Genomic DNA, 26,412 nt, shown 5'->3' with positions numbered 1-26,412 from the left:
CACGTCGATCCCGGTCCGCATCCCTCTTCCCGCCCCTCCTCCTTCAAGGAGCATCATGCCGTCCATCCGTGCCGCCGCCAGGGCGGCGACCGGGGACCTCACGGTCCCGACCGATCCCAGTGCGTCCGGATCACGCCGTCGCGCTTGGGGTCTGACGTCTCTTCTGGTTGCCCTCTACGTCGTCAACTACGCCGACAAGGCCGTACTCGGGATCATCGCGCAACCGTTGGCCGACGAACTCGGTCTGCGGTCGTCGCAGATCGGTCTGGTCGGCAGTCTGTTCTTCCTGACCTTCACGATCGGCGGCTTCTTCGCAGGCGCCCTCAACCGCTGGCTGACCCTCCGCTGGGCGCTGATGGTGCTGGCGCTGTGTTGGGCGGTCGCGATGTTGCCGCTGATCGCGGTCGCCGCGTTCGGGGTGCTGATCGCCAGCCGATTGTTCCTCGGTCTGGCCGAGGGACCGAGTTCGGCGCTGTTGCACACCGCCGCGTACTCGTGGCATCCGCCGGCCCGACGGGCGCTGCCGGGTGCGCTGCTCGCGGGTGCTGCATCGATCGCGAAGATCGCAGTCGCACCGGTTCTCGCGCTGATCACCGTCAGCTTGGGGTGGCGCGCCGCGCTCTTGGCCCTGGCGATCGCCGGCGCCCTGTGGTGTGTCGTCTGGCTCGTCACGTGGACAGACGGCCCCTACATCGCCGGTGGGAAGGCTGCCTCCGCCTCGTCCACGGCGTCGAGCACCGAAGAACCGGCGGTGCCGTGGGTGCGGATTCTCGGCTCCCGGACATTCGTCGGGGGTGCACTGCTGGTGATGAGTGTCTATGCCCTGGTCACCGTGGTGCTGACGTGGCTGCCGTCGTACTTCGAGAAGGGGCTCGGCTACAGCCGGCTGGAATCCGGGTCGATGTTCGCCTTCCCGTCGTTGGTCGGGCTGGCGCTGATGCTGATCACGTCGATCACGGGGGACCGTCTCATCGCCCGGGGCACCACGTCGCGCCGGGTGCGTGTGGTGGTGCCCGCGGTGGGGGTGCTCATCAGCGGCGTCCTGCTGTGCACACTGCCCTCGGTCTCCACGCCGGTCGTGGCGGTTCTCGTCGTGTCGGTCGGCTATGGGTTCGCATCGGTGGTGTTCCCGCTGCTAAACGCCGCGGTGTCGGAGATCTGCCCGCCGCGCCAGACGGCCGGGACGTTGGGTGTCTTCCTGGCCATCATGGCGATCGGCGGGCTGGTGGCGCCCTATGCCACCGGCGTCATCGTCGACGCCGCGTCCACGCCGGCGCAGGGGTACGCGAGCGCGTTCCATATCCTCGGCATCGTCGCGGCGGTGTGTGCGGTGATCGCGCTCGTCCTGTGCGACCCGGAACGCGACAAGGTCCTGGTCCGAGGCGCCGTCCGCGGTGAATCCGAGGCCGGAAGATGACCCGCCATAGGCCGCGGCTATCCGACCGTGAGCGTGAAACAACTTGTGATCCAACCCCCTTCATGGAGGAATCAAGAGGGGCGATGAACACACCGCCAGTCCGTTATCGCTCACGACCAGAAGGAAAGACCCATGCGTGATGCAGTGATCGTCGACGCCGTCCGCACCCCGATCGGGCGTCGTCGCGGCGCCCTGTCCGGAATCCACCCCGCAGACCTCTCGGCGCACGTGCTCGAAGCGCTCGTCGAGCGCACCGGCATCGACCCGACGCTCGTCGACGATGTGGTCTGGGGGTGCGTCAGCCAGGCCGGTGAGCAGGCCGGGAATGTGGCGCGCACGGCGGTGCTGGCCGCCGGGTGGCCCGAATCGGTGCCCGGTACCACGGTCACTCGGGCGTGCGGCTCCAGCCAGCAGGCCCTGAGCATGGCCGCCGCCGCGGTGGTCTCCGGTCAACAGGACATCGTCGTGGCCGGCGGTGTGGAGTCGATGAGTCGAGTCCCGATGGGTAGTGCTGCGCCCAATGGGGAGAGCCAGCCGCCGACGGTCCTCGACCGGTACGGAGTGGATCGGTTCAGCCAGGGGGTCGGCGCCGAGATGATGGCCGACAAGTGGGGTCTGACCCGGACGGTGCTCGACGAATTCTCCTTGCGTTCACACGAACTCGCGGCCACCGCGTCCGACGCCGGAGCATTCGACGGGCAGCTCGCGCCCATCACGGGTGTCCTCGAAGGAGACGAGGGCATCCGGCGCGGCGGCACCCTCGAGTCGATGGGCGCGCTCAAGCCTGCGTTCGCCGACGACGGGGTCATCCACGCAGGCAACGCCTCGCAGATCTCCGACGGGGCGGGCGCACTGTTGGTGATGACGAGTGAGATGGCAGCCGAACACGGGTTGACACCCATCGCGCGGGTGCACACCGTGACCGTGGCCGCCGACGACCCGGTGATCATGTTGACCGGACCGATCGCGGCGACGGCCAAGGCGCTCAAGCGATCCGGCCTCAGCATCGACGACATTGGCGCATTCGAGATCAACGAGGCGTTCGCGCCGGTGCCGCTCGCGTGGCAGATCGAGACCGGTGCCGATCCCGATCGGGTGAACCCGCTCGGCGGTGCGATCGCGGTCGGTCATCCGCTGGGTGGGTCCGGTGCCATCCTGATGACCCGACTGATTCATCACATGCGCGACAACTCGATCCGATTCGGTTTGCAGTCGATGTGCGAGGCCGGTGGTATGGCAAACGCAACCATCGTCGAACTCGTCTGAGCAACAAGGGAACACAACAATGGAACTCAAGGGAATGTCCGTGGCGATCACCGGCGGTGCGTCCGGACTGGGGCTCGCGACCGCGCGTCGGGTGATCGACGCCGGTGGCAACGTCACCCTGATCGACCTGCCCACGTCCGACGGTTCGGCTGTCGCCGACGAGCTCGGTGCGGCCGCCTCGTTTGCACCCGCAGACATCACCGACCGCGAACAATTCGCTGCCGCACTCGATGTCGCCGACGCGCGTGGCGGGCTGCGAGGCCTGGTGCACTGTGCGGGCGCGGGACGCCGCATGCGCATCCTCGACAAGGAGGGGCGAGCAGGTTCCGCAGAGGATTTCGAGTTCGTCATCCGACTGAACCTGGTGGGGTCGTTCCACGCGTTGTCGCTGGGGGCCGAACGCATGGCCCGGCTCGACGAGATCGACGGTGAGCGCGGTGCGATCGTGATGACCGCGTCGGTCGCCGCCTTCGAGGGACAGATCGGTCAGATCAACTACAGCGCCTCCAAGGCGGGCATCGTCGGGATGACGATCGTCGGTGCGCGGGACCTGGCCAGCAAGCACATCCGCGTCAACACGATCGCCCCCGGCACCATGGACACGCCGCTACTCGGGCGTCTGCGAGAGGACGTGCGGGAGTCGTTGGCGGCCAGCATCCCGAATCCATCTCGACTCGGCAAGCCGTCGGAGTTCGGTCAACTGGCGGTGTCGATGCTGGAAAACGCGTATCTCAACGGTGAGACGATCCGCCTCGACGGCGCGATCCGTATGGCCCCGCGGTGAGTGCGGGAGAGAGCAGAACCACGATGACTGCCGACACGGCAACCGTTCTCGACTACCCGGCCGTCACCATGGCCGTGTTGGCGCCGAGTATGGCGAAGCTGTATCGGAATCGTGCGGCAGTGGTCGACGGTGACCGGACCATCACCTACGCCGATCTCGACACGCGATCGGCCGCGGTGGCCGCGGCACTGCGCGATGCCGGCGTCGCCGACCGTGATGTGGTGCTGCTACGTCTGTCCAACAGCATCGAGTTCGTGGTCGCCTACTACGGTTCGCTGCGAGCGGGCGCCACAGTGACCCTGGTCAATCCGTTGCAGCCGGTGCCCGGACTGCGCAGGCAGATCGTGGAGACGGGTGCGGTCGCGGCTTTCACCCAGGTGGATCAGGCGGTCCGCCTGGTGGAAGCGGTCGAGGAGACGGCGTTGCGCACCATCGTGGTGGTCGACTCACCCGACCCGGTGCCCGGCACCCGAACCCTCGACGCGTTCGTCGCGGGTCGGACCACCGCGCCCGCGGTGGCGGTGACCTCCGAGGACGTCGCGCATCTCGCCTTCACCGGTGGCACCACGGGGGTGTCCAAAGGTGTTCGCGTGCTGCACCGCAACGTGATCGCCAACGTCACCCAGATGATCGGATGGCGGGCCGGACATTCCGTGGTCGTCGGCGACGACGGTCTGGTGCATCTGGAGAAACGTGACGGCGCCGATGCGCGCGGCGTGGTGCCCGGCGAGGCGGCCACCGTGGTGGTGTCCCCACTGTTCCACGCGCACGCCCTGATCAACATGTCGTTCCTGCTGTTGTGCGGTGCCACGCAGGTGCTGGCCGGGCGGTTCGAGCCCGGCCGGATGCTGGAACTCGTCGAGCGGCATCGCGCGACATACGTGACCGGGAGCCCGGCCATGTGGCATGCGCTCGCGACACATCCGGACGTGGCCGTGCGCGACCTGTCGTCGGTGCGCGTCGTGTCGTCGGGGGCGGCGCCCATCGATCGCGTGACACTCGAACATCTCGAAGCCGCGTTCCCGTCCGGTTCGGTGGTCGAAGGTTACGGACTGACCGAGGCGACCTGCCTCGTGTCGTCGGCGCCGCTGACCGATGGTGGCGAATACCGTTTGGGCAGTGTGGGGGTGCCGACGTACGACACCGAGGTGCAGATCCGTTCGGTCGATGAGCCCGGTGTGGTCCTCGGGGCCGGGGAACGCGGCGAGTTGTGGGTGCGCGGTCCGCAGGTCACCGATGGCTATCTGAACCATCCGGAGATCACTGCGGTGCAGTACGTCGACGGTTGGCTGGACACCGGTGACATCGCCTTCCGTGACGACGACGGTTACCTCTACATCTGTGATCGTGCCAAGGACATGCTGATCTACAAGGGCTACAACGTCTATCCGCGTGAGCTCGAAGAGATCCTGGTGACCCACCCCGATGTCGGTTCGGCCGCCGTGGTCGCCCGGGAGGCGGGCAGCGTGGGGCAGGAGCCGGTCGCGTTCCTGGTGCCGAAGCCCGGACATGTCGTCGACCCCGAGGTCGTCCAGGCTTTTGTCGCCGAGCAGGTGTTGCCGTACAAGAAGATTCGCGACGTGTTCATCGTCGACGCCCTGCCCACCTCTGCTGCGGGCAAGATCCAGAAGGTCGCGCTCCGGGAACGCTTGGCGGCCGGCTGATCTGGCCGGTCTCGATACGCGGCCTCGTGTGTGTGGGTCTCGATACGGCTCCTCGGCTGGCGCCTCGGTGCCTACTCGACCAGCGGATGATGGCTTTTCCCGCTGGGGTGGCTCATTTCTGTTGATCGAGTAGCGTCCGAGCGTAGCGAGGTCGCGTATCGAGATCTCTTGTGCGCGTTGGTCTCGATACGGTTCCTCGGCTGGCGCCTCGGTGCCTACTCGACCAGCGGTGGGATGGTCTTTCCCGCTGGGGTGGCTCATTTCTGTTGATCGAGTAGCGTCCGAGCGTAGCGAGGTCGCGTATCGAGATCTCTTGTGCGCGTTGGTCTCGATACGGTTCCTCGGCTGGCGCCTCGGTGCCTACTCGACCGGCGGATGATGGTCTTTCCCTGCCGATCGAGTAGCGTCCGAGCGCAGCGAGGCCGCGTATCGAGATCCAGCCGACGCCGTCAGCCCCGCTGGGCGCGTTTGACGAGATTTCGCCCGACGATGAGGCGCTGGATCTCGCTGGTGCCCTCGTAGAGGCGGAGCAGTCGCACGTCGCGGTAGATCCGCTCGACAGGAACGTCGCGCATGTACCCGCTGCCGCCGTGGACCTGGACGGCGAGGTCGGCGACTTTGCCGACCATCTCGGTGCAGAACAACTTGGCCGCCGACGGTGCGATGCGCCGGTCGGTCTCGTCCACCCAGGCGCGGGCCGCGTCACGCACCAGCGCGCGGCCTGCCATCACCCCGGTCTGCTGATCCGCGAGCATCGCTTGGACCAGCTGGAACTCGCCGATCGCGGTACCGCCCTGGGTGGCGGTGGCGGCCCAGGAGACCGATTCGTCGAGTGCGCGCTGCGCGGTACCCACCGACAGAGCGGCGATGTGCACCCGACCGCGGGCCAGGGAGGTCATGGCCGCCCGGTATCCGACGTCCTCGTTGCCGCCGACCAGCGCCGACGACGGCACCCGCACGTCGTCGAAATGGACGTCGGAGGTCCATGCGCCCTCCTGGCCCATCTTGCGATCCTTGGTCCCGACGGTGATGCCGGCGGTGTCCGCGGGAACCAGGAAGACCGCGATGCCGGTGCCGTCGGAGTCGGCGGGCCGCGTGCGCGCGAACACGACGAACAGGTCGGCGAGCGGGGCGTTGGTGATGAATCGCTTCTCACCGGTGATCACCCAGTCGGAACCGTCTCGGGCAGCCTTGGTGCGCAGGCCGGCCGGATCCGAGCCCGCGCCGGGCTCGGTGAGGGCAAACGATGCCACGACCTCACCGGATGCGATCTTCTCCAGCCACGTCGACTTCTGTTCGTCGGTCCCGAAGCCCACCAGGACCTGCCCGGCGATGCCGTTGTTGGTGCCGAACATCGATCGAAGTGCCAACGAGGTGTAGCCCAATTCCATCGCCAGCTCGACGTCCTGGGTCAGATCGAGGCCGAGACCGCCCCATTCCTGGGGGATCGCATACCCGAAGAGGCCCATGTCCTTGGCGGCCTGGCGGATGTCGTCCGGAATCGCGTCCGTGTCGAGGATCTCCTGCTCACGTGGGACGACCTTGTCGCGGACGAACTCGCGTGTCTGGCTGAGGATGTCGGCGAAGTCCTCCGGACTCACCTGCGATGTGGTTGTGGCACCTGTCATGGGTTCACTCTGCGATCGATGGGGTCTGGTGTCCAATACGAACTCCGGCATCCTCCGTTAGCCGTTCCGTATGGCAACGGCATGGTTCACAGGCGATTTGCGCCGTAGATTCGGCATCGAGACTCCGTACGAGAGGATATTTCCCATCATGCCGACACTCCAGACCACCCCACTGCTCGACGGACGTACCGCCGTCATCACCGGTGCCGCCCAAGGCATCGGGTTCGCGATAGCGCAGAGTTTCGTCGAGGCCGGTGCGCGAGTGGTGATCGGTGATCTCAACCTCGAGGCGGCCGAGGCGGCCGTCGACGCACTCGGTGGCGCCGAGGTGGCACGGGCGGTGCGATGCAACGTCGTCGAGGCGTCGGACGTGGATGCGCTGCTGGCCGCGGCGATCGACGGGTTCGGCTCCCTGGATGTCATGGTCAACAACGCAGGCATCACCCGCGACGCGACCATGCGCACCATGACCGAGGAGGACTTCGACCTCGTCATCTCCGTGCATCTCAAGGGCACCTGGAATGGCACACGAAAGGCCGCGGCGATCATGCGCGAAGCGAAACGTGGTGCCATCGTGAACATCTCGTCGCTGTCCGGAAAAGTCGGGATGGTCGGTCAGACCAATTACTCGGCCGCCAAGGCGGGCATCGTCGGCATGACCAAGGCAGCCGGGAAAGAGATGGCGCACCACGGTGTTCGGGTCAACGCCATCCAGCCCGGCCTCATCCGGTCGGCGATGACCGAGGCGATGCCGCAGAAGGCGTGGGATCAGAAGATGGCCGAGATCCCGCTGCAGCGCGCCGGTGAGGTCGACGAGGTCGCATCGGTGGCCCTGTTCCTGGCGTCGGACATGTCGTCGTACATGACGGGCACGGTCCTCGAGGTGACCGGCGGCCGCTTCATGTGACCGGAACCGCCACACCATCCGATCATCGAATACGAAAGGCCTGCAATGAAAGATCGCGTTCTGCGAGACGTCGTCGTCTGTGAACCCGTCCGGACCCCCATCGGTCGCTACGGTGGCATGTTCAAGAGCTTGACCGCTGTCGACCTCGGGGTGGCCGCGCTGCGTGGGTTGATGGAGCGCACCGGGGTGGCCCCCGAATCGGTGGAAGACGTGATCCTCGGACACTGCAACGGTAACAGCGAGGCGCCGGCGATCGGTCGGGTCGTGGCGCTCGATGCCGGACTGCCGATCACTGTGCCGGGCATGCACATCGACCGCCGGTGCGGTTCGGGGCTGCAGGCCGTCATCCAGGCCGCCTATCAGGAGTCCTCCGGGGACAACGACATCGTCGTGGCCGGCGGCACCGAGTCGATGAGCAACGCGTCGTTCTACTCCACCGACATGCGGTGGGGTGGCGCGCGAACCGGGATAGCCATGCACGACAGCTTGGTTCGGGCGCGGTCGACGGCCGGAGGCAAGAACTATCCGGTGCCGGGCGGCATGATCGAGACCGCCGAGAATCTCCGCAAGGAGTACGAGATCTCGCGTGCCGAACAGGACGAGCTGGCCGTCGAATCACATCTGCGGGCCGTGCGCGCGCAGAAGGACGGTGTGCTCGCCGACGAGATCATCCCGGTGGCCGTGCCCGGAAAGGCCGGCGAGCAGATCATCGACACCGACGAGCATCCGCGTCCCGACGTCTCGGTGGAATCGCTGGCCAAGTTGAAGCCGATCATGGGCAAGGCCGATGCGCAGGCCACGGTCACCGCGGGCAACGCGAGCGGACAGAACGACGCCGCGTCCATGTGCATCGTCACTACACCGGAGGCGGCCGAACGTGCGGGGCTACGGCCGCTGGTCCGGCTGGTGTCGTGGGGGTTGGCGGGCGTGGCTCCGCGCACCATGGGCATCGGTCCGGTGCCGGCCACGGAGAAGGCGTTGGGCAAGGCCGGGCTGACACTTGCTGACATCGATCTGATCGAACTCAACGAGGCGTTCGCGGCGCAGGCGCTGGCGGTGACCCGTGAGTGGGGGTTCGGGCGATTCGGTGCAGGCGGCGACTTCGACCGCACCAATGGGCACGGTTCGGGGATCTCGTTGGGGCATCCGGTCGGCGCGACCGGCGGTCGCATGCTGGCCTCGCTGGCTCGCGAGATGCAGCGCCGCGAGGTGCGCTACGGACTGGAGACGATGTGCATCGGAGGCGGGCAGGGGTTGGCCGCGGTGTTCGAACGCGTCGACTGATGCACTGACCCACCGGTGCACCACGCCCACCGTCGGAACACGTTCGACGGTGGGCGTCGTCGTGTGGGTGGGGACTGCCGTCACAGCGGACCATGGTGCCGTCGGCGCGAATCCGGTTGCTGTGGAAGTGAATTTGGTTGCTGTCAGCGGGGTGGTGGTTGCTGTGGGCGTGAATCTGGTTGCCCTCGGCGGGAATCAGATTCCTGTGGGCGGGGGTTCGACGGTGGCGCGGATCAGGTCGACGAACGCCTGTCCGACGGCCGACAGACTGCTCGGATCGAATGCGAGCGCGAACGGCCGCACGAATCGGGGTTCCACCGTGCGGAGCACGGCGCGGTCGGCGACGGCCTCGGCCATCGACCGCTCCAGCATCGTGCCACCGATCCCGGCCAGCACCATGGGCAGACGTTCGTCTCGGTGCTCCGACAACACGGCAAGCGGCGGGCGGGCGCCCGCGACCCGGATCGCCTCCTCGATCTCGTCGGCGACCGACTGGCCGCGCGGCACGAACACCATCGGGACCGACGGAAGCTCCTCGAGCCGGATGGGCCCCTCGGGGACGTCGGTGCCCGGCGGGTAGAGCAGCACGTACTCCTGCTCGCCCAGCACGATGACCTCCAGGTCGTCGCCCGCGATCGGCAGATGGGCGGCGACGAACTCGCAGTGGCCGTCCTCGATCACCGACGCCGCCAGTGTCTCGTCACGCAGTTCGCCGAAACGCACCGTGACGCCGGGATTCTCGCGGCGGAAGCGTGCCACGAGGTCGACGATCGGCGCGCTCGTGGTGGACGCCGACGCCAGGATGTCCAGCCGTCCGGTCAGTTCGTCGGACGCGGCGGCCAACATGCCCTCGACGGCGCCGACGTCGCGCACGATCTGGCGCGCCGGACCGACCATCGTGCGGCCGGCGGAGCTGAGCACCATCCCGCGGCCGATGCGATGGAAGAGCTGCACGCCGAGTTCCCGTTCGAGCGCCCGGAGTGCTTGGGACACAGTCGGTTGCGCAACACCGAGAGCGGCGGCGGCGCCACCGATGCCCTCGTGGTCGGCGACCGCGAGAAAGTATTCGACCTGTCGGAGTTCCATCGTCACCACGCCCCGAAATCGGTTTGCCCGGCGGGAATCCCGACATGGGATTTGGCCACCGCGACGAACGCCATCGCGGCAGGAGACGGCTGTCCGGATCGGAGGACGAGCCCGAACGACCGCGACAGCGGCGGGTCGATCGCATAGCGCAGCGCACCGGGCATCTGCTGCTCGGCGACGAGGCGGGGTGCGATCGTCGCGCCGATGCCTCGTTCGACCAGATCCCAGGTGGCCGTCGGATGGGCGCAGTCGACGACGACATTGGAGGTGTCGGCGTCGACGAGATCGTCGATGGCGACCGCCAATCCGGGGTCGCCGACGTCGAGGACGAGAGGTACCGATCGCACGGCCGCGCGGGGCACCGGCTCGGTGAGGTCGTCGGCCAACTCGGGTGGGGCCGCCAGGACGAGCTCCTGTGTGCCGAGGCCGATGGCGGTGAACGTCGCATGCTCGGCCTCGGTGTCCATCAGCCCGACCTCGGCATCCCCACGACGTAGCGCGGCGAGGACCCCGTTGGGTCCGTCGGCGGCGACGACGCGGGCCGCGACACGGGGGAACCGTTCGCGGAACGCGCGGATCATGTCGATCAACGGGTCGATGCTGAAGGCGGCGTAGGTGACGATGTCGACGCGTCCGGAGCGCAACTCACGGACTGCGTCGACCTTCGCCTTGGCACGATCGACGTCGGCGAGGATGCGTCGGGCGGCGACATCGAGTTTGCGGCCGGCCTCGGTGAGTTCGAGTCTGCGGCCGGTGCGATCGAACAGCGTCACCCCGAGCCGACGTTCCAGGGTGCGGATGGCCTGCGACAACGACGGCTGCGAGATGTAGAGCGACTGCGCAGCCCGGGTGATCCCGCCGTGATCGACGACCGCAACGAAATAGGTGACGAGGTGCAGGTCCACGCTCAAGATCGTACGGAGCGCTCAGCGGCCGCAACCACCGACTTCGCAGATCACTTACCGGTCCACCGCGGAGCGCGCTTCTCCGCGAAGGCCTTCGCACCTTCCTGGGCATCCTCGGAGGCGAACACCGGTCCCAGGTGTTGCCACTGCGCGGTGAACAGATCGGCGTCGGTGTACCGGATCGACATCGACACCACCTGTTTGGTGGCGCGCACGGCCAGCGGACCGTTGGCCGCGATGGTGCCCGCGAGTTCGCGAGCTGCATCGAGTGCGCCGCCCGGCTCGGCGAGCCGGTTGACCAGCCCGTACTGGTGGGCCCGCTCGGCAGGAAGAGGATCGCCGGTCAGCGCCAGCTCCATCGCCAGCTGATACGGGAGGATCTTCGGCAGACGTTGCAGACCACCGGCGGCTGCCGCCAGACCACGCTTGACCTCGGGGATCCCGAACTTCGAGTCACGGGCGGCGACGATCAGGTCGGCGGTCAACGCCAACTCGCATCCGCCTGCCAGGGCCCAGCCCTCGACCGCGGCGATCAGCGGCTTGGCCGGCGGGGCCTCGACCAGACCACCGAAACCTCGACCCTCGACGTTCGGTCGTTCTCCCTTGGTGAACGCCTTGAGATCCATGCCCGAGCAGAACGTCCCGCCCGCACCGGTGAGGATTCCGACGGTGATGTCGTCGCGTGCGTCGAGTTCGTCGACCGCGGCGGCGATCCCCTCGGCGACCTCGCGGTTGACGGCGTTCCGTGCCTCCGGGCGATTGATGGTGATGACGGCGACGCCGTCGGCGAACTCGGTGAGCACAGCGCTCATCGGGCGCTCCTGTCTGCAGCGGTGGTGGAGTCCTTCGGGGTGACCGACCATCGGGTCGGCACGCCTTCGGTCGGGGTGAGCACGCCGCGCTGGTGCAGCACGACGAGATGGGCGTTGGTCTCGCGCGCCGCCATGCGGCTGAGGTCGACAGACAGCTCGGAGAACGGCCGCGACCAGGTGACCGAGCGGGTGATCTCCCACGCGGTGCTCTCCGGATCCGCGGCCACGGCCGCGGTGATCTCGTCGAGCCGTTCCTCGTGATGGCCGAGTAGGGCGGTGACACGGTCGGACAGCCCGCGGAAGCGATACTCGTGCGAGGGCAGCGCTTCCAGATCGGGCAGATGCTCGGTGTTCGCCAGCGACACCAGGTAGTCGGCGAGCGGGTTGCTCTCCTGGAACGGATTGGTCGAGATGTTCGGGCTGATCCGGGGGAGGAGATGGTCCCCGGTGAAGATCACGCCCGCGTCCTCGTCGACAAAGCAGAGATGTCCGGCGGTGTGCCCCGGTGTCCACAGGGCGCGCACGTTCCACCCCGGCAGATTCAGCGGCTGACCGTTGTCGAGCTCGACGTCCATCGTCCGGCCGTCCGGCAGCCGGGAGAACGAGCGGATGCCCTTGTCGGGGACATCGGTGGGACACCCGAGCTGTTCGAGTTCGCGATGCGACTGCGCCATCTGGCGGTCGATCTCGTCCTCGGTGTGATGGTGCAGATGGCGTGCATCGAACTGATGCATGGCGATCACCGGGTCGGCGTGCTCCAGCAGACGGGGCACCAAGCCGAAGTGATCGGGATGCAGATGGGTCACCGAGACATGCTTGACGTCGGAGACGTCGTGGCCGGTCGCATGGATGCCGTCGACCAGGGTTCGCCAGGACTCGTCGGTGTTCCAGCCGGTGTCGATCAGGGCCAGCCCGTCCGGCAATGCCAGCGCGTAGATGAGCACGTAGCGCAGTGGACTGTTCGGCATCGGGACGGGGATCGACCACAGGCCGGGTCGGACCTCTTCGACCGGGGGGAGCACTTTCTGCGCCCAGGCCTCCCGCTGCTCATGTCCGGTGACCTCGATTGTCGCGGTCATCTCACCTCCGTCCAGGGCGTGACGCCCCGCCTGTGCAGACCCGAGAAGTTGCGGATCTCAACTTCCACTTGATCATGCCGGGCATCCCGGTTCAATGTCGGTCCGGCTCTGACCGGATGAGGAACTGCCTATGGCGCCGAGAGGTCCTGGTCGTTGACGGCACACGTGAGCTCGGGTGATCGTGTTCCGGTGGATTCTGACCCTGCTGCCCTGCCACTCGCAGGTGTGACCGTCGTGGCGCTCGAACAGGCCGTGGCCGCACCTCTGGCCACCCGACACCTCGCCGATCTGGGCGCTCGTGTCATCAAGATCGAGCGTGTCGGTGAAGGCGACTTCGCCCGCGACTACGACGACGCGGTGCGCGGTATGGCGTCGCATTTCGTGTGGCTCAACCGGGGCAAGGAGTCGTTGGCGCTCGACATGAAGAGTGCGCACGGTCGCGACGTCGCCACCCGCCTGATCGCGCAGGCCGACGTCTTCCTGCAGAACCTCGCGCCGGGGGCGGCCGCACGACTGGGCTTCGGCGCCGACGAATTGCGCGACGGACATCCGGAACTCATCGTCGTGGACATGTCGGGGTACGGCGACGACGGGCCGTACCGGGGACGCAAGGCCTACGACATGCTGGTGCAGGCGGAGTCGGGGCTCATCTCGGTGACCGGCACCGCCGACGAAGCGGCCAAGACCGGCATCCCCACCTCGGACATCGCGGCCGGCATGTACGCCCTGACCTCCGTGCTCTCCGCCCTCGTCCGCCGCGGCATCACCGGTGTGGGCGCGGCGGTCTCGGTGTCGATGTTCGACGCCACCGTGGAATGGATGGGCCACCCGATGTACATGCGGCTCTACGGGAATCGGCAGATCGCCCGGTCCGGGGTCGGTCATGCGGCGATCGTGCCGTACGACCGGTACCCCACCAGCGACGGTGAGATCCTCATCGGCGTCCAGAACGACCGTGGCTGGAAAGTCCTGGCGGCCGATGTGCTCGAGCGACCCGACCTCGCCGCCGACGACCGGTATGCCACCAACATCGAACGGGTGCGGTGCCGTGCCGAGGTGGACGCCGCGGTGGCCGCGGAGACGAAGCGGTTCACCACCGCGGAACTCGACGAAAGGCTCTCCGCTGCAGGCGTTCCCGCCGCAGAGGTTCGAGACCTGGCGGGTGTCGTCGAACATCCTCAGCTGCATGAGCGGAACCGTTGGCGCGATGTGGACACCGAGGTCGGCCCGATCCGCGCCGTGCTGCCGCCGATGACCTTCGCCGACGTCGAACTGGCGATGGGACCGGTGCCCGCGCTGGGCGAACACACCGAGGCGATCCTGCAGGAGCTCGGACTCGAACCCTGAGCCGGGGCGGGGCTTCGGCGGACTACGTGGGAGTGTCGGCGCCGAGGTCGGGGGCGGGGCCGGTGCGGAAGTGTTCGCCGTCGAAGGCGGCGGGCATGCCTGCGGCGAGGTAACGACCGATACCTGGCTGATCGAGTTCGGCGAACAACGGATTCCCGGCGAGCACACCGTCGCCCACGACGTCGTCGAAACTGCGATACCGCTCCCACAGGACCGACGTTGTCGACAGTGCCGCAGTGACATCCGCGGTCGTGCGGGAGGCGAACCACGGCTCGAACAGTGCGGTGAGCACTGCCCGGTGGGTGAATCGATCGTCCTCGCGGGTGAAGTCGGCGCCCAGGGCCGCGGCCACCGCGTCGACGGCTTCGCGAACCCCGGTGAGCTCGACGAGGTCGCGGAAATGCCGAGGGGTGAGTGCGACGATCATGACGCGACCGCCGTCCGACGTACCGAAATCCGTGCCATAGGTGCCGTAGACGTCGTTCCCGGTGCCCTGCCTGCCGTGCCCGTTCACCTGCGGTTCGGTCAGATAGCCGAGGGTTCCGGCGATGGCGAGTGCGGTGTCCTCGAGCGGCAATGTGATGTGTGCGCCCGTACCGGTGGTCTCCCGGCGACGGACCGCCGCCGAGATGGCAAGGGCCGCATAGAGTCCGCATGTCACATCCCAAGCGGGCAGGACGTGATTCACCGTGCCGCCGTGGTCGACGGGGCCGGTGATCGCGGGGAAGCCGAGGCCGGCGTTGACCGTGTAGTCGACGCCGGGTGTGCCGTCGGTGCGGCCGAGCACCTCGCAGGTGATCACATCGGACCTCAGCGCCGACAACGTCTCGTGACTCATCCAGGACCGACCGGCCTGGTTGGTCAGCAGGATGCCTCCGCCTGCGCCGGGTTCGGTCACCAGTCGTTGGACGAGTGACTGGCCGGACTCGCTGCGCAGGTCTGCGGTGATCGATTGCTTGCCTCTGTTGAGACCCGTCCAATAGATGGACTCGCCATCGGCGGTGACCGGCCAGCGGTTGACGTCGGCGGCACCGCCGATCGGGTCGATCCGGATGACGTCGGCGCCGAGCTGTGCCAGGGTCAGTCCGGCCAAGGGTGACGCGATGAAGCTCGACACCTCGACGATGCGGAGACCTGCCAAGGGCTTCTGTGTGGTGGTCACGGTGATGTGTTCCTGTTCCGGCTATGCCATCAGGGCGCGAAAACGCCAGTCGAGGACGGGGCGCGGTGACCCGCTGGGTTCGTGGGCGATGACGATCGAGCGAAGGTCCAGAATGCCGCCCGAAGCCAGCCCGGTGGCTCGCTCGACGGTGAGTTCGCTCGTCAGCGTGTCACCTTCGTGTACCGGTCCGGTGTGATCACACGACTCCCAGCCGAGCACGGTGACGATGTTGGGCAGCGCACGGTTGGCCTGGGCCAGCGCCAGGCCGATGGTGTGACCGCCGTACACCAATCGCCCGTCCGCGCCGACGCGCTCGTCGTGGTGGGTGGCCGCGATGTTGAGGGTCAGACGCGCGAGTTCGGGCGCGGACGACACGACGTCGCCGCTCGAGTTGTAGACGTTGCCCTCGAGCTCCTCGGAGAAGTGCTGTCCGGGAACGGTGTTGCGATAGGTGTACAGATCCCAGTCGGGGAGCACGGGTTCGAACTCGACCGTGCTCGTCCCGATGGACGTCAGATCGTCGGCGTGCCGGACGCGCCCGGGATCGGCGTGCGGACTCAGCGGGAGCATCGCGCACCGATGGAAGTCGAGGATTGGTGTGCCGTTCTGGTCGACGGTGACCACGTGCAGGGCAACGAGACCGGTGGGCGCACGTCCCGGCTTGGACGAGTTCTCCTTCAGGCCGACGACTTCTGTTGTGGTGGTGAGGGTGTCACCGATGTGCGGGCTGCTGAGCAGATGGAGACCGCGGTAGAAGAGGTTGGCCTTGACGTGGTGGGTGGCCAACGTCGACTGGCCGATGGCGAGGTCGGTCACCAGCGCGGGATGGGCGGGTGGTTCGGGTCGACGCGTGACACGCTGCGACAGGGCGGTGTCCAGCGGCAACCGCATACGATCGCCGATGATCGCCTGATGGGTGGCGGCCAGCCCGGAGGTGATGGTCACCGACGGTGCGTCGTCGAATCGTTGCCCCACGACGAGCTCGTCGAAATACGGGCCACCGACTCGGATCACGGTGTCACTCATGCCGGATCCACCTTCGACAGGACACGCCGCGCGGACACCGCGAGAGCCTCGTCGAGCATCCGGCCGTCGAGTTTCGCGGCTCCGTCGCCTCGACGAGCCGCTTCTTCGAGGGCTGTCAACACCCGGCGGGCATCCTCGACAGAATCCGGGTCCGGTGTGAAAATCGTCTTCGCGGAGTCGATCTGGGCGGGATGGATGACCCACGTGCCGTCGAAGCCGAGGTCGCGTACCCAGGTCTTGGCCTCCCAGAAGCCGTCATCGTCGGCGATGGTCAGATGAGGTCCGTCGACCACCCCGACGCCCGCGGCGCGAGCCGCCAGCAACACCGTGTCCTGGATCGAATGCCATGTCGACCGCGGTGCCGACGACGAACGTCCCAGTGTCGCACCGAGATCCGCATAGCCGATGATCACCGTGTCCAGACGATCGGTGGAGGTGCATATCGCTGCGATGTCGCGGATGCCGATCGGTGTCTCGACCAGGATCTGCAACCGGGCGGGTGCGTCGCCGAGGAGTCGGTCGGCCTCGGTCAGCTGTCCGGACGATTCCGCCTTGGGGAGCACGGCCGAGGCCAACGCGGTCCCCATCGCCGCGCACGCGGCGAGGTCGGCCTCGACCCATGGGGTGCCGAATGCATTGATCCGGATCGAGACCGCGCGGTCGGCGCCGAACTCGGCGACCAGGGCGCTCGCGGCGTCGCGCGCGGAGTCCTTGTTCTCGGGGGTGACGGCGTCCTCGAGGTCGAGCACCACCTCGTCGGCGCCCGATGCGAGAGCCTTGCGTGCCTTGCGGTCGTCGGAAGCCGGTGCAACAAGCACGGCCCGTCGTCTCAGTACTGCCATGACATCCCTTGATTCATGTCCGGCCAAATGTGCGGCCAAATCGCTACAGAAGACTCCTATCAGAATCCGACGTGTTGCGAAAGCTCGCTTGACAGGTCACGGCTCGGGCGACGAATATGGCCGTACAAATCCATGACAAATGTCTTGATCCCTGGTGAGGTGGGTCCATGAGCAGCCTGAACGCCGAAGAGTCGTTCCTTGTCGAGACCGTCCGTGCGTTCATCGACCGGGACGTGAAGCCGACAGTGCAAGAGGTCGAGCATGCCAACGAGTACCCGGAGAAGTGGATCGAGCAGATGAAGCAGATCGGCATCTACGGGCTCGCCGTACCCGAGGAGTACGGCGGTTCGCCGGTGTCGATGCCGTGCTATGCGCAGGTCACCCAGGAGTTGGCGCGCGGCTGGATGAGCCTGGCCGGCGCCATGGGCGGACACACCGTGGTGGCGAAACTGTTGACGCTGTTCGGCACCGAGGAACAGAAGCGCGCGTACCTGCCTCGGCTGGCGACGGGGGAGATGCGGGCGACCATGGCGCTGACCGAGCCAGGCGGCGGTTCCGACCTGCAGGGCATGTCCACCGTGGCGAAGGCCGACGGCGACGATTTCGTGATCAGCGGGTCCAAGACCTGGATCTCCAACGCACGCAAGTCCGGTCTGATTGCGCTGTTGTGCAAGACCGATCCCAAGGCGCAACCGCGACATCGCGGGATCTCCATCGTGCTCTGCGAGCACGGACCGGGTCTGACCGTGTCGCGTGATCTCCCCAAGCTCGGGTACAAGGGCGTGGAATCGTGTGAATTGTCCTTCGACGGGTATCGCGTTGCGCAGTCGGCGATCCTGGGCACGACCCCCGGCAAGGGATTCGGGCAGATGATGAAAGGCCTGGAGACCGGACGGATTCAGGTCGCGTGCCGTGCGCTCGGCGTCGCCACGGCGGCGCTCGAGGACTCGCTTGCGTATGCGCAGCAGCGGGAGTCGTTCGGCCAGCCGATCTGGAAGCACCAGTCCATCGGCAATTATCTGGCCGACATGGCGACCAAGCTGACCGCTGCCCGCCAACTCACCTGGCACGCCGCCGAGAAGTACGACCAGGGGGAGCGGTGCGACATGGAGGCCGGCATGGCCAAGCTGTACGCCTCCGAGGCGGCGATGGAGATAGCGCTCAACGCGGTGCGTATCCACGGCGGCTACGGGTACTCCACGGAGTTCGACGTCGAACGGTACTTCCGCGACGCGCCGCTGATGATCGTCGGCGAGGGCACCAACGAGATCCAGCGCAACGTGATCGCCGCCCAACTGGTGTCGCGCGGCGGTATCTGACCGGCCGGAATCCCGTGGCCCGATAGGATTTCCACGATGACATCGCGCGACCTCACCGAACCCGCCTACCGGGCACTCGCGGCGACGCTGCGTGCCCGCATCGCCGAGGGGCGGTACCGGGGCGGCGTCCGGCTGCCGACGGAATCGGAGTTGTCCGAGGAGTTCGGTCTGAGTCGGCAGACGGTGCGCCGGGCTTTCCAGGATCTCGTCGCCGAAGGGGCGGTCTACCGTGTGCCCGGCCGCGGCACCTTCGCCACCGAGGGGTCGGGCCGCTACCTGCGTCAGCTGGGGTCCATCGAGGACCTGATGAACCTGTCGGCCGACACCACGATGGAAGTGGTCTCACCGCCGCGACGTCAGGTGGATCTCGACGCCGCCGGACGGCTGCGGTTGGACACCGACCTGGTGTACCGCATGGCATTTCGTCGGTACCACGACGGCACGCCGTTCGTGTTGACGACGGTGTGGTGGCCCGAGGCGGTGGCCAGGCTGGTGATGGACAGTCCCGATGTGGCCGCCGGCGCGAGTAGCACCCACACGATGATCGGACTGCTGGAGCCACATCTTCGCCGGCCCATCGTCGAAGCCGCGCAATCGATCACGGTGGCCTCGGCCGATGCCGAGGTCGCGGCACAACTCGACTGCCCGGTGGGGCACTCGATGTTGCGCGTCGATCGCCTCTACAGCGATGCCGACGGTAGCGTCGTCGAGCTGGCCGTGAGCCACTTCCTGCCCGAGCATTACACCTATCGGGTCACGTTGCGACGCAGCGGGAACTGAGCCGTCAGCACTGCACTGCCGATGCTCGTCGTCTCAGTGCCGGGTGCGGGTCGACTCGGTTCACCGTGGAGGTTGCGGAGGATACGGTTGCGGCGCGGAAGGATCGACGGCCTGCTGCGGTGGCATGGGCGGCGGTCCGGGATGCGGCATGGCGGGGGACGGTCCGAACCCGGGCTGAGGGCCGGGATTGGCCGGCTGCTGCCACCCGGGATTCGTCTGGTGAGCACCATACGGCTGCATCTGGGCAGGGGGATGCGGTTGCCACCCGGGATGCGGCGGATACGGGTACGGGGCGACACCGGTTGGGAATCCGACCGGTGTCGTCGAGCGACGTGCGCCAGTCGCCCGGGCGATGACATCGGCGGCCCAGACTATCGCGACCCCGATCACGATCGCAGCGGTCTGCGATGCCCAATAGCCGATCACCGAGCCCGTCGAATAGAGCAGGCTCCCGGGAAAGGCCGAGACCAGGGCGATGTAGGGGACCACGACGATCAGTGCGGTCGCGGCATACGGCGACTGCCGGCGGGCGACGCTCCAGCCGCCGATCCATGCGATGAGCATGAATCCGGCGGAGACGTTCACCAGGGGCAGACCCAGGTGCCCGCGCACGAACTCGACGACGGCCGGCAGCGCGACGATCCGCTCCAGGACGAGGAATCCGACGGCGAGGGCGACAGCCCCGAGCCGACGGCGCGTATCGCGTCCCCACACCGCGAGCACGACGACGAAGCAGATCTGCAGGGCGGTCATCGCCACGTAGTGCGTCCAGCTCCCGAACGTCAGGTGCGGGACGGGATCGACGAGGTAGAACGGCAGGGTCAGGAGCGTGAGCAGCGCGCTGATCATCGTCTGAGCCCATGGCGGGATGCGTTCGGCGGAGGTCGGCGCCGACGTGGGCGCAGGGGGCGTGGCGGTGTGATACACGCGATCACCCTACGATTACCGACATGACCACCGGGTCGCGTGACCATCGGCCGGATGCGCTGACGCGTGTCGCGGCCGGTGTCGTGGTGCCGGTCGTCGCCGTCGGTGCGCACGGCCTGGGAGCCGGCGAGATGCCCGCACCTGCCGGGATGCTGCTGACCGCGGCCATCGGCGCCCTGGTGGCCTACGTCGTCGGCGGGCAGCAGGCACGTACCGCGGGTCGTGCGACGGTGCACGCCGCCGCCGTTCTCACTCTGGCGCAGATCGGTGCGCACCTGTCCATGGGCATCGGCCACTCCGGCATGCACCACGACGGCTTTGCGCCCATGGTGTTCACCCACCTCGTCGCGATCCCGCTGAGCGCAGTGCTGATCGTCGCGGCGGCCACGGTGTTGGCGGCGATCACCTCGACGATCCGTTCGGTCGTCCCGATTCCCGTCCTGGCCGTACCGTCGGCGCCCCAGACCATCTGGGTGGCTCCCCACCTGCCGCGCGACGTCGTCACCGGCGGGGTCGGGGTGAGAGGTCCGCCCGTCGGGTCCTGGTGAACCGAATCGCCGAACGGCCTGCGTGGTGACACCCGGCCGCGTTCGGCGGCTCGTGCGATGCCTCTGCACAGAGGCCCACTGACCCTTGGCCGACATCGTCGGCCGCTTCGACGCATCCCGTGCCGTCCGCGCCGGACGACCGATGCGCCTACCGCGTGCGCACCGCGTGCGACGCGAGATGGAGACATGAAACATGCACCACAACACCCTGATCCGCCGCGGAGTCGTGTCCGCTGCGACACTCGCGGCGGTGGCCGCCGCATCACTGACCGGCATCGGTGCGGCGTCTGCCCACGTCACGGCGAATGCTCCCACCGTGACCCAGGGCGGCTACGGCGTCGTGACCCTCGTGGTACCGAACGAATCCGACACCGCCGCTACCACCGAACTGACGGTCACGTTGCCGAAGCTGAAGTCGGCGCGGCCCGAGGTGATGACCGGGTGGAAGACGACCGTCGCCAAGGACCCCGCCACCGAGGAGGTCACCTCCATCACCTGGACCGCCCTGCCCGGCACGCCAGGCGTCCCGGTGGGGGAGTTCGCCCAATTCCGCATCTCCGGTGGGCCGTTCCCCGAACAGGATTCGGTGCCCCTGCCGGCCAGCCAGACCTACGCCGACGGTGAGAAGGTGGACTGGTCGCAGCCGATGGGCGACAACGGTGAGGAGCCGGAGCACCCCGCGCCCACACTGACCCTGCCTGCCGGGGAGGGAACCGACCACCACGGCAGCAGCACACAGAGCACCGCGACATCCGCGGAGGCGGCGGACACGTCGTCGGCCGACGGTGCGGCGCGATGGCTGGGCGGGATCGGACTCGTCGTCGGAGCGCTCGGCGCGGTCTTCGGAGTTGCTGCCCTGACACGCAGTCGCACCACCCGTAAGGACGACGATGCCTGACTCGATGCCATCCGGATCGTCATCGTCGGAACCGACGCCGACCCGCCGCAATCGCGTGCGCCGATCGTGCACCACGATGCTCGCGATCGTCGGCGGTCTGCTGCTCACCGGATTGATCGGCGGCTGGCTGGCCCCGATCGCGTCGGCGCATTCGCGGGTCGTCGCATCCGATCCCGACAACGGGGCGACGGTGCAGACCGGTCCGCAACGGGTCACGATCACGTTCAACGAACCGCTGCAGGAGTCGTTCGCGGTGCTCACCGTGGTGGGGCCCGACGATCACTATTGGCAAGACGGTGAGGCACAGGTCGACGGGCCGCGGCTGAGCGTCGCGTTGCGCGATCTCGGCCCGACAGGCACCTACACCGTGAACTATCGGGTGACCTCTGCCGATGGTCATCCTGTCGAGGGCCGACGCACCTTCGACCTCGCGACCGCAGGTACCGGTACCCCGGGGCCGGCCGTCGAGGCGTCGTCGGGCGGCGACGGGTCGGGGCCGCCGCTGTGGCCGTTCATCGTGCTGGCCGTGGTGGTACTCGCGGGCGGTCTCGGTGTGGTGCTCTGGCTGACCCGACGTCCCGGTCGGGGATAGGGGTGACCGGCATCCGGGAGCCGAATGCACAGCAACTGCGTGCTTTCGCGCTCCCGGGTGCGTTGGTCGCGATGTTCGGTGGCCTCGGTCTGTGTTGGGTGCTCGCCGCCCCCGACGGTCCGGAGGCTCTGGCGGTGCCGTCGACGGTTGGGGTGGGAGCCGTCGTGCTGCTCGTCGGACTGGGCGCGCTGCCGATGGTCGGTCCGCGGCCATCGGTGCGCGCGATCGGGGTGACCGGCGGTCTCTGGTTCGTCGCCACCCTGGTGAGCGCATGGATGCGAACGGCGGATCAGGTCGGTGAGTCGACCACATCGGTACGGGTCGGTGACTTCGTCGAGACCCTCGGTGCCGGCGCGCCGGAGCTGATCGTGCTCGTCGCGGCAGGCCTGACCGTGGGGTTGGCGGGTGTGCAGATCGCCGGACGAATCGATCCGCCGGTCCAGATCTTCGCGATCCTCGCGGCGATCGGTCTGCTCGCCCTGTCCATCACCGGTCATCCGAGCACTCACGCCCTCGGACCGGTGCTGATCGGTGCCCATGCTCTGGCCGCCGGGTGGTGGTGCGGGACACCGGCCGCGATGGTGCTGACGGTCCGCGGCCGATCCGGCTGGGCGCAGACGCTGCCGGAGTTCTCCGCACGCGCGTTGTGGGCTGCGGCGACCGTCGCGGCCACCGGTGTCGTCGCCGGTCTGATCGAACTCGACGGGCTCGGGGCGTTGGTGAGCAGCGGATACGGACGGGTGTTGATCGCCAAGGCGGCCGGCCTGCTCGTGCTCATCGGGCTCGGCGTCCGCCACCGCGCTCGATGGGTGCCGTCGGTGACCCGGCATCGGGCCACCGAGGCCACCTCGGTGCGGTTGGCCGTGGGGGAACTGCTGATCATGGCCGTCGTTCTCGGCCTGGCGGTCGGGTTGTCGACGACGGCACCCTGAGCGAGGGCATCCCGAGCGAGCCCGCCGCGGTGCCCCGCTCGGCAGGGCTCCTCACCCGGCCGTGTGTCGGCGGGTTCGTCAGAGGACGGTGGAAGGGGCGAGCCGGGGCTGATCCCACACCGACATCAACTCGGTGATGATCTCGATCGACAGTCCGAGCGCGCCGAGATGACTCTCGCCGTGCATCGTGTAGAGCTTCGCGTCGGGGAGCAGCGAGACCATGTGTTCGCCGTGTTGGAAGGGGATGATGTGGTCGCGGTCGCCGTGCCACCACCGCACCGGGACGGAGACGTCGGGCACACGAAAACCCCAGTCGTGCGAGAAGACGACGATGTCGGAGAACGGGGCCTCCATCCGTCGCGATCCACCGTGCAGCAGATCGTCGAGGAACATCGCACGGAACTCCGGGCGCGCCAACAACTCCCGGTCACCCTGCGGTGACAGCCTGCCGTAGACCTTGATCGCGGGTTCGGCGATCGGACGAGCCACGCTCAGGACCGAACTGACCACTTTGCCGACGGGTGCGCCGGCCACCCGCAGAACGGGGGCTGCCGCACGGGCCAGCCGCATGGCGCCGCCCGGGATCGCGTCGGGGCCGATCGTCGGGGCGACGCCACCGAGCACGCCGGCCACCACGACCCGTTCGGGGAACGCGTGCGCGACGCCCAGTGCGTACGGGCCGCCACCGGACAGACCGATGACCGCGAACTCGTCGATGCCGAGCGAATCGGCCACGGCCGCGAGGTCGGCGGCGAACTCGGCCACACACGTGTAGTGATACGGCGTCGACGATCCGACGCCCGGCCGGTCCAGCCCGATGATCCGGAAGCCGTTCTGCGCCGCAAACGCCCGCGCCTCGGTCGGGATCTGCCGCCGGGCCCCGGGGGTGCCGTGTAGCCAGAAGACGGCGCGACCGGTGGCCGAGCCGAACTCGGCGAATCCGATCCGTCGTCGGCCGTCGCCGACGGCGACGGACCCCTCGATCTTGGGGCGGGCGATGTCGATCATGTATCGAGCATCCCACGTTTCGTGTGTCCTGGGTCACCGGGGTGTTCTCGGTCACGGTTACGCCGACCGCACGATCCACGGCCTTCGCGCGAAACCGCTTCGGCATGGGAGCGGACGCCCGAGACTGTAATAACCGACCCTCGACAGGACAGGTGAGACATGACCGATCAGACCTTCACGGCCGCGGTGGTGACCGAGTTCGGCGAACCGTTGACCATCTCGGAACTGGAATTGCCCACCCCCGGACCGGGGCAGGCGTTGGTGAAACTCGAGACGTCCGGTGTCTGCCACACCGACCTGCATGCCGCGCATGGCGACTGGCCGGTGAAACCGACGACCCCGTTCGTCCCGGGACACGAGGGTTACGGCACCGTTGTGGCCGTCGGCCCGGAGGTGACCGAGGTCGCCGTCGGCGACAAGGTCGGCAACGCCTGGCTGTGGTCGGCGTGCGGGGTCTGCGAATACTGCCGCACCGGCTGGGAGACGCTGTGCGAGAGGCAGCAGAACGGCGGGTACTCGGTCAACGGGTCGTTCGGCACGTACATGCTGGTCGATCAGCGTTTCGCCGCCCGTGTCCCCGACGGCGTGGACCCGGTCGAGGTGGCACCGATCCTGTGCGCCGGTGTGACCGTCTACAAGGGCCTCAAGGTCTCCGAGACCAAACCCGGTCAGTGGATGGTGATCTCCGGTATCGGCGGACTCGGCCATGTCGCGGTGCAGTACGCCAAGGCCATGGGCATGCGGGTGGCCGCAGTCGACATCGGCGACGACAAGCTCGAACTCGCTCGTGAACTGGGCGCCGAGGTGACCGTCAACGCGAAGGACACCGACGTCGCCGCGGCCATTCAGGAGCAGACCGGTGGCGCGCACGGTGTGCTGGTCACGGCCGTGCACCCGCAGGCCTTCGGCCAGGCCATCGGCATGGCCCGGCGGGGCGGCACGATCGTGTTCGTCGGGCTGCCGCCCGGAGACTTCCCGGCCCCGATCTTCGACGTCGTCCTCAAGGGCCTCACCATCCGCGGATCCATCGTCGGGACCCGCCAGGACATGGTCGAGGCGTTGGACTTCTATGCGCGAGGACTGATCAAGCCCACCGTCACAACGATGCGCCTCGACGAGATCAACGACGTGTTCAACCGTCTGGAAGAGGGCAAGATCGAGGGTCGGATGGTGATCGACTACCGCTGACCACAGGGTTTTCTCAAGGACTACCCCGTACGCTTGACCACGTGAGTTCTCAGTTTGCCCGCGGGGTGGCACGTGGATTCGGCCACGTCCTGCGTCCGTACCCCGTCCGTGACGTCCCCGCCGGATCGATGGTCGACCTGCCCGGTCGCGGGGCGACCTACGTCACCGACTCGGGGCCGAAGGACGCGCCTGCGGTGTTCCTGCTCCACTCGGTGATGACCACCGGTCTGCTGTGCTGGTATCCGGTGGTTCCGGAGCTGAACAAGCACTATCGGGTGATCACCATGGATCAGCGTTGGCATGGTCGGGGGATCCGTTCGGAGGGTTTCTCCCTCGACGACTGCGCCGACGACGTGGTGGCGCTCGCCGACGAACTCGGTATCGAGCGGTTCGTGGCCGCGGGCTTCTCGATGGGTGGCGGTATCGCGCAGCTGACCTGGCGGCGGCATCCGGACCGGGTGGCCGGGCTGGTCCTGTGTTCGACGGGCCCGTTCTTCAGCACGCACAACCCCGAGCTGCGCGCACAGTCGCACCGCACCGGACGCATCCTGACCGCCCTGAACAAGCTGCTGCCACGGCCACGCACCGGTCGTCTCGACGACACGTCCGTGCACACCTCGGTGTGGGCGTTGCGTCAGTTCTTCTCCACCCCGCTGTGGCAGGCGGGACGATTCGGCGACGAACTCGGCGAATTCGATTCGCGCCCTTGGCTGAACGAGGTCGATGTGCCGGCGTCGGTCGTCGTCAGCATCCGCGACAAGGTGGTCGAACCCGAACGCCAACAGTTGCTCCTCGACGGGATCCCCGGTGCGCGCCGGTTCGAGGTCGACGGCGGGCATGCCTGCTGTGTGCTCGGTGCACAGTTCTTCATCCCGCCGTTCCTCGAAGCGGTCGATGCGGTCACCGAGGTGTCCGCCGTCGACTCCGCCACCTGACGTCATCGGAGCTTCTTCCCCCTGGTTTCTGATCGTCCCCCGCGAGCACGAGGGGGACTATCAGAAACCAGGGGGA

The 26,412-nt window shown here is 67.7% G+C and carries 25 protein-coding genes; 15 read left to right on the top strand and 10 right to left on the bottom strand.

What is annotated here, in order from left to right; genetic code table 11:
- The first annotated feature begins 55 nt into the window (after positions 1–55).
- The 4 genes from AAFP35_RS13445 (at position 56) to AAFP35_RS13430 (ending at position 5,131) form a co-directional block, all read left to right on the top strand.
- Complete coding sequence (locus tag AAFP35_RS13445; protein ID WP_419222125.1) at positions 56–1,417, top strand: MFS transporter; 1,362 nt, start codon at positions 56–58, stop codon at positions 1,415–1,417.
- A gap of 132 nt (positions 1,418–1,549) precedes the next feature.
- A complete protein-coding gene (locus AAFP35_RS13440) occupies positions 1,550–2,683 on the top strand; it encodes a thiolase family protein (RefSeq protein ID WP_419222124.1) in 1,134 nt (377 codons plus the stop codon).
- Between the two features lie 19 nt (positions 2,684–2,702).
- The gene (locus AAFP35_RS13435) at positions 2,703–3,467 is read left to right on the top strand and encodes an SDR family NAD(P)-dependent oxidoreductase (protein ID WP_419222123.1); all 765 of its coding nucleotides are present in this window, start codon (positions 2,703–2,705) and stop codon (positions 3,465–3,467) included.
- A 23-nt stretch (positions 3,468–3,490) separates the two neighbouring features.
- Positions 3,491–5,131 (top strand): class I adenylate-forming enzyme family protein, encoded by a 1,641-nt coding sequence (locus AAFP35_RS13430; protein WP_419222122.1) that lies wholly within the window; start codon positions 3,491–3,493, stop codon positions 5,129–5,131.
- 449 nt (positions 5,132–5,580) lie between these two features.
- Here the strand turns inward: AAFP35_RS13430 and AAFP35_RS13425 are convergent, their stop codons facing one another.
- The gene (locus AAFP35_RS13425; protein WP_419222121.1) at positions 5,581–6,759 is read right to left on the bottom strand and encodes an acyl-CoA dehydrogenase family protein; all 1,179 of its coding nucleotides are present in this window, start codon (positions 6,757–6,759) and stop codon (positions 5,581–5,583) included.
- A 148-nt stretch (positions 6,760–6,907) separates the two neighbouring features.
- Between AAFP35_RS13425 and fabG the strand changes: the two genes are divergently transcribed.
- Together fabG and AAFP35_RS13415 are read left to right on the top strand one after the other, a co-directional pair.
- Positions 6,908–7,666 carry a 3-oxoacyl-ACP reductase FabG gene (gene fabG, locus AAFP35_RS13420; RefSeq protein WP_419222120.1) on the top strand — a complete coding sequence of 253 codons (759 nt, stop codon included), beginning with the start codon at positions 6,908–6,910 and terminating at the stop codon, positions 7,664–7,666.
- 60 nt (positions 7,667–7,726) lie between these two features.
- Complete coding sequence (locus AAFP35_RS13415; RefSeq protein ID WP_419222255.1) at positions 7,727–8,950, top strand: acetyl-CoA C-acetyltransferase; 1,224 nt, start codon at positions 7,727–7,729, stop codon at positions 8,948–8,950.
- Between the two features lie 195 nt (positions 8,951–9,145).
- Here AAFP35_RS13415 and AAFP35_RS13410 read toward each other — a convergent pair whose 3' ends face one another.
- From AAFP35_RS13410 to AAFP35_RS13395, 4 genes are read right to left on the bottom strand one after another with little or no spacing between them, the layout of a single operon-like run.
- Positions 9,146–10,036 (bottom strand): LysR family transcriptional regulator, encoded by an 891-nt coding sequence (locus tag AAFP35_RS13410; protein ID WP_419222119.1) that lies wholly within the window; start codon positions 10,034–10,036, stop codon positions 9,146–9,148.
- A 2-nt stretch (positions 10,037–10,038) separates the two neighbouring features.
- Complete coding sequence (locus tag AAFP35_RS13405) at positions 10,039–10,941, bottom strand: LysR family transcriptional regulator (RefSeq protein WP_419222118.1); 903 nt, start codon at positions 10,939–10,941, stop codon at positions 10,039–10,041.
- A 50-nt stretch (positions 10,942–10,991) separates the two neighbouring features.
- Positions 10,992–11,753, bottom strand: coding sequence for a crotonase/enoyl-CoA hydratase family protein (locus AAFP35_RS13400; RefSeq protein ID WP_419222117.1), 762 nt, complete (start codon positions 11,751–11,753; stop codon positions 10,992–10,994).
- Complete coding sequence (locus AAFP35_RS13395; RefSeq protein WP_419222116.1) at positions 11,750–12,832, bottom strand: MBL fold metallo-hydrolase; 1,083 nt, start codon at positions 12,830–12,832, stop codon at positions 11,750–11,752. Before AAFP35_RS13395 ends, AAFP35_RS13400 begins: the two co-directional genes overlap by 4 nt.
- Before the next feature lie 189 nt (positions 12,833–13,021).
- On the opposite strand from AAFP35_RS13395, the gene AAFP35_RS13390 reads away from it, so the two are divergent.
- Positions 13,022–14,179, top strand: a complete 1,158-nt coding sequence (locus AAFP35_RS13390) for a CaiB/BaiF CoA transferase family protein (protein WP_419222115.1) — start codon at positions 13,022–13,024, stop codon at positions 14,177–14,179.
- Between the two features lie 22 nt (positions 14,180–14,201).
- Here the strand turns inward: AAFP35_RS13390 and AAFP35_RS13385 are convergent, their stop codons facing one another.
- From AAFP35_RS13385 to AAFP35_RS13375, 3 genes are read right to left on the bottom strand one after another with little or no spacing between them, the layout of a single operon-like run.
- Positions 14,202–15,341 (bottom strand): CoA transferase, encoded by a 1,140-nt coding sequence (locus tag AAFP35_RS13385; RefSeq protein ID WP_419222114.1) that lies wholly within the window; start codon positions 15,339–15,341, stop codon positions 14,202–14,204.
- A 21-nt stretch (positions 15,342–15,362) separates the two neighbouring features.
- A complete protein-coding gene (locus AAFP35_RS13380; RefSeq protein ID WP_419222113.1) occupies positions 15,363–16,367 on the bottom strand; it encodes a MaoC family dehydratase in 1,005 nt (334 codons plus the stop codon).
- Positions 16,364–17,209: an HpcH/HpaI aldolase/citrate lyase family protein gene (locus AAFP35_RS13375; RefSeq protein WP_419222112.1), complete on the bottom strand. Its 846-nt coding sequence runs from the start codon at positions 17,207–17,209 to the stop codon at positions 16,364–16,366. Before AAFP35_RS13375 ends, AAFP35_RS13380 begins: the two co-directional genes overlap by 4 nt.
- A 167-nt stretch (positions 17,210–17,376) precedes the next feature.
- On the opposite strand from AAFP35_RS13375, the gene AAFP35_RS13370 reads away from it, so the two are divergent.
- Positions 17,377–18,528, top strand: a complete 1,152-nt coding sequence (locus AAFP35_RS13370; protein WP_419222111.1) for an acyl-CoA dehydrogenase family protein — start codon at positions 17,377–17,379, stop codon at positions 18,526–18,528.
- Between the two features lie 36 nt (positions 18,529–18,564).
- Positions 18,565–19,308, top strand: coding sequence for a GntR family transcriptional regulator (locus tag AAFP35_RS13365; protein ID WP_419222110.1), 744 nt, complete (start codon positions 18,565–18,567; stop codon positions 19,306–19,308).
- Positions 19,309–19,368: 60 nt separating this feature from the next.
- Here AAFP35_RS13365 and AAFP35_RS13360 read toward each other — a convergent pair whose 3' ends face one another.
- A complete protein-coding gene (locus tag AAFP35_RS13360) occupies positions 19,369–20,235 on the bottom strand; it encodes a hypothetical protein (protein WP_419222109.1) in 867 nt (288 codons plus the stop codon).
- 23 nt (positions 20,236–20,258) lie between these two features.
- Here AAFP35_RS13360 and AAFP35_RS13355 point away from each other — a divergent pair, with 23 nt between their 5' ends.
- From AAFP35_RS13355 to AAFP35_RS13340, 4 genes are all read left to right on the top strand, one after another.
- Positions 20,259–20,783 carry a YtxH domain-containing protein gene (locus AAFP35_RS13355; RefSeq protein ID WP_419222108.1) on the top strand — a complete coding sequence of 175 codons (525 nt, stop codon included), beginning with the start codon at positions 20,259–20,261 and terminating at the stop codon, positions 20,781–20,783.
- 193 nt (positions 20,784–20,976) lie between these two features.
- On the top strand, positions 20,977–21,681 hold the full coding sequence (locus AAFP35_RS13350) for a YcnI family protein (protein WP_419222107.1): 705 nt from the start codon (positions 20,977–20,979) through the stop codon (positions 21,679–21,681).
- Positions 21,682–21,757: 76 nt separating this feature from the next.
- Positions 21,758–22,273, top strand: a complete 516-nt coding sequence (locus AAFP35_RS13345) for a copper resistance CopC family protein (protein WP_419222254.1) — start codon at positions 21,758–21,760, stop codon at positions 22,271–22,273.
- 2 nt (positions 22,274–22,275) lie between these two features.
- Complete coding sequence (locus AAFP35_RS13340) at positions 22,276–23,205, top strand: copper resistance D family protein (protein ID WP_419222106.1); 930 nt, start codon at positions 22,276–22,278, stop codon at positions 23,203–23,205.
- 78 nt (positions 23,206–23,283) lie between these two features.
- Here the strand turns inward: AAFP35_RS13340 and AAFP35_RS13335 are convergent, their stop codons facing one another.
- Positions 23,284–24,213 (bottom strand): alpha/beta fold hydrolase, encoded by a 930-nt coding sequence (locus tag AAFP35_RS13335; protein ID WP_419222105.1) that lies wholly within the window; start codon positions 24,211–24,213, stop codon positions 23,284–23,286.
- Positions 24,214–24,372: 159 nt separating this feature from the next.
- Here AAFP35_RS13335 and adhP point away from each other — a divergent pair, with 159 nt between their 5' ends.
- Positions 24,373–25,401 carry an alcohol dehydrogenase AdhP gene (adhP, locus tag AAFP35_RS13330; protein ID WP_419222104.1) on the top strand — a complete coding sequence of 343 codons (1,029 nt, stop codon included), beginning with the start codon at positions 24,373–24,375 and terminating at the stop codon, positions 25,399–25,401.
- A 41-nt stretch (positions 25,402–25,442) separates the two neighbouring features.
- Positions 25,443–26,336, top strand: coding sequence for an alpha/beta fold hydrolase (locus tag AAFP35_RS13325; protein ID WP_419222103.1), 894 nt, complete (start codon positions 25,443–25,445; stop codon positions 26,334–26,336).
- Positions 26,337–26,412: the final 76 nt, after the last annotated feature.

Origin of the sequence: Gordonia sp. CPCC 206044 (assembly GCF_048537895.1) — a bacterium.
Classification (GTDB): domain Bacteria; phylum Actinomycetota; class Actinomycetes; order Mycobacteriales; family Mycobacteriaceae; genus Gordonia.
Note: the sequence above shows the minus strand (reverse complement) of the source record. Positions and strands in the feature narration are given on the sequence as shown.

Coding starts and splice junctions, on each gene's coding strand:
- AAFP35_RS13445 (WP_419222125.1), top strand. CDS start 56: ATGCCGTCCATCCGTGCCGCCGCCAGGGCGGCGACCGGGGACCTCACG.
- AAFP35_RS13410 (WP_419222119.1), bottom strand. CDS start 10,036: ATGGAACTCCGACAGGTCGAATACTTTCTCGCGGTCGCCGACCACGAG.
- AAFP35_RS13395 (WP_419222116.1), bottom strand. CDS start 12,832: ATGACCGCGACAATCGAGGTCACCGGACATGAGCAGCGGGAGGCCTGG.
- adhP (WP_419222104.1), top strand. CDS start 24,373: ATGACCGATCAGACCTTCACGGCCGCGGTGGTGACCGAGTTCGGCGAA.
- AAFP35_RS13440 (WP_419222124.1), top strand. CDS start 1,550: ATGCGTGATGCAGTGATCGTCGACGCCGTCCGCACCCCGATCGGGCGT.
- AAFP35_RS13350 (WP_419222107.1), top strand. CDS start 20,977: ATGCACCACAACACCCTGATCCGCCGCGGAGTCGTGTCCGCTGCGACA.
- AAFP35_RS13375 (WP_419222112.1), bottom strand. CDS start 17,209: ATGGCAGTACTGAGACGACGGGCCGTGCTTGTTGCACCGGCTTCCGAC.
- AAFP35_RS13345 (WP_419222254.1), top strand. CDS start 21,758: ATGCTCGCGATCGTCGGCGGTCTGCTGCTCACCGGATTGATCGGCGGC.
- AAFP35_RS13425 (WP_419222121.1), bottom strand. CDS start 6,759: ATGACAGGTGCCACAACCACATCGCAGGTGAGTCCGGAGGACTTCGCC.
- AAFP35_RS13335 (WP_419222105.1), bottom strand. CDS start 24,213: ATGATCGACATCGCCCGCCCCAAGATCGAGGGGTCCGTCGCCGTCGGC.
- AAFP35_RS13380 (WP_419222113.1), bottom strand. CDS start 16,367: ATGAGTGACACCGTGATCCGAGTCGGTGGCCCGTATTTCGACGAGCTC.
- AAFP35_RS13430 (WP_419222122.1), top strand. CDS start 3,491: ATGACTGCCGACACGGCAACCGTTCTCGACTACCCGGCCGTCACCATG.
- fabG (WP_419222120.1), top strand. CDS start 6,908: ATGCCGACACTCCAGACCACCCCACTGCTCGACGGACGTACCGCCGTC.
- AAFP35_RS13365 (WP_419222110.1), top strand. CDS start 18,565: ATGACATCGCGCGACCTCACCGAACCCGCCTACCGGGCACTCGCGGCG.
- AAFP35_RS13400 (WP_419222117.1), bottom strand. CDS start 11,753: ATGAGCGCTGTGCTCACCGAGTTCGCCGACGGCGTCGCCGTCATCACC.
- AAFP35_RS13370 (WP_419222111.1), top strand. CDS start 17,377: ATGAGCAGCCTGAACGCCGAAGAGTCGTTCCTTGTCGAGACCGTCCGT.
- AAFP35_RS13435 (WP_419222123.1), top strand. CDS start 2,703: ATGGAACTCAAGGGAATGTCCGTGGCGATCACCGGCGGTGCGTCCGGA.
- AAFP35_RS13355 (WP_419222108.1), top strand. CDS start 20,259: ATGACCACCGGGTCGCGTGACCATCGGCCGGATGCGCTGACGCGTGTC.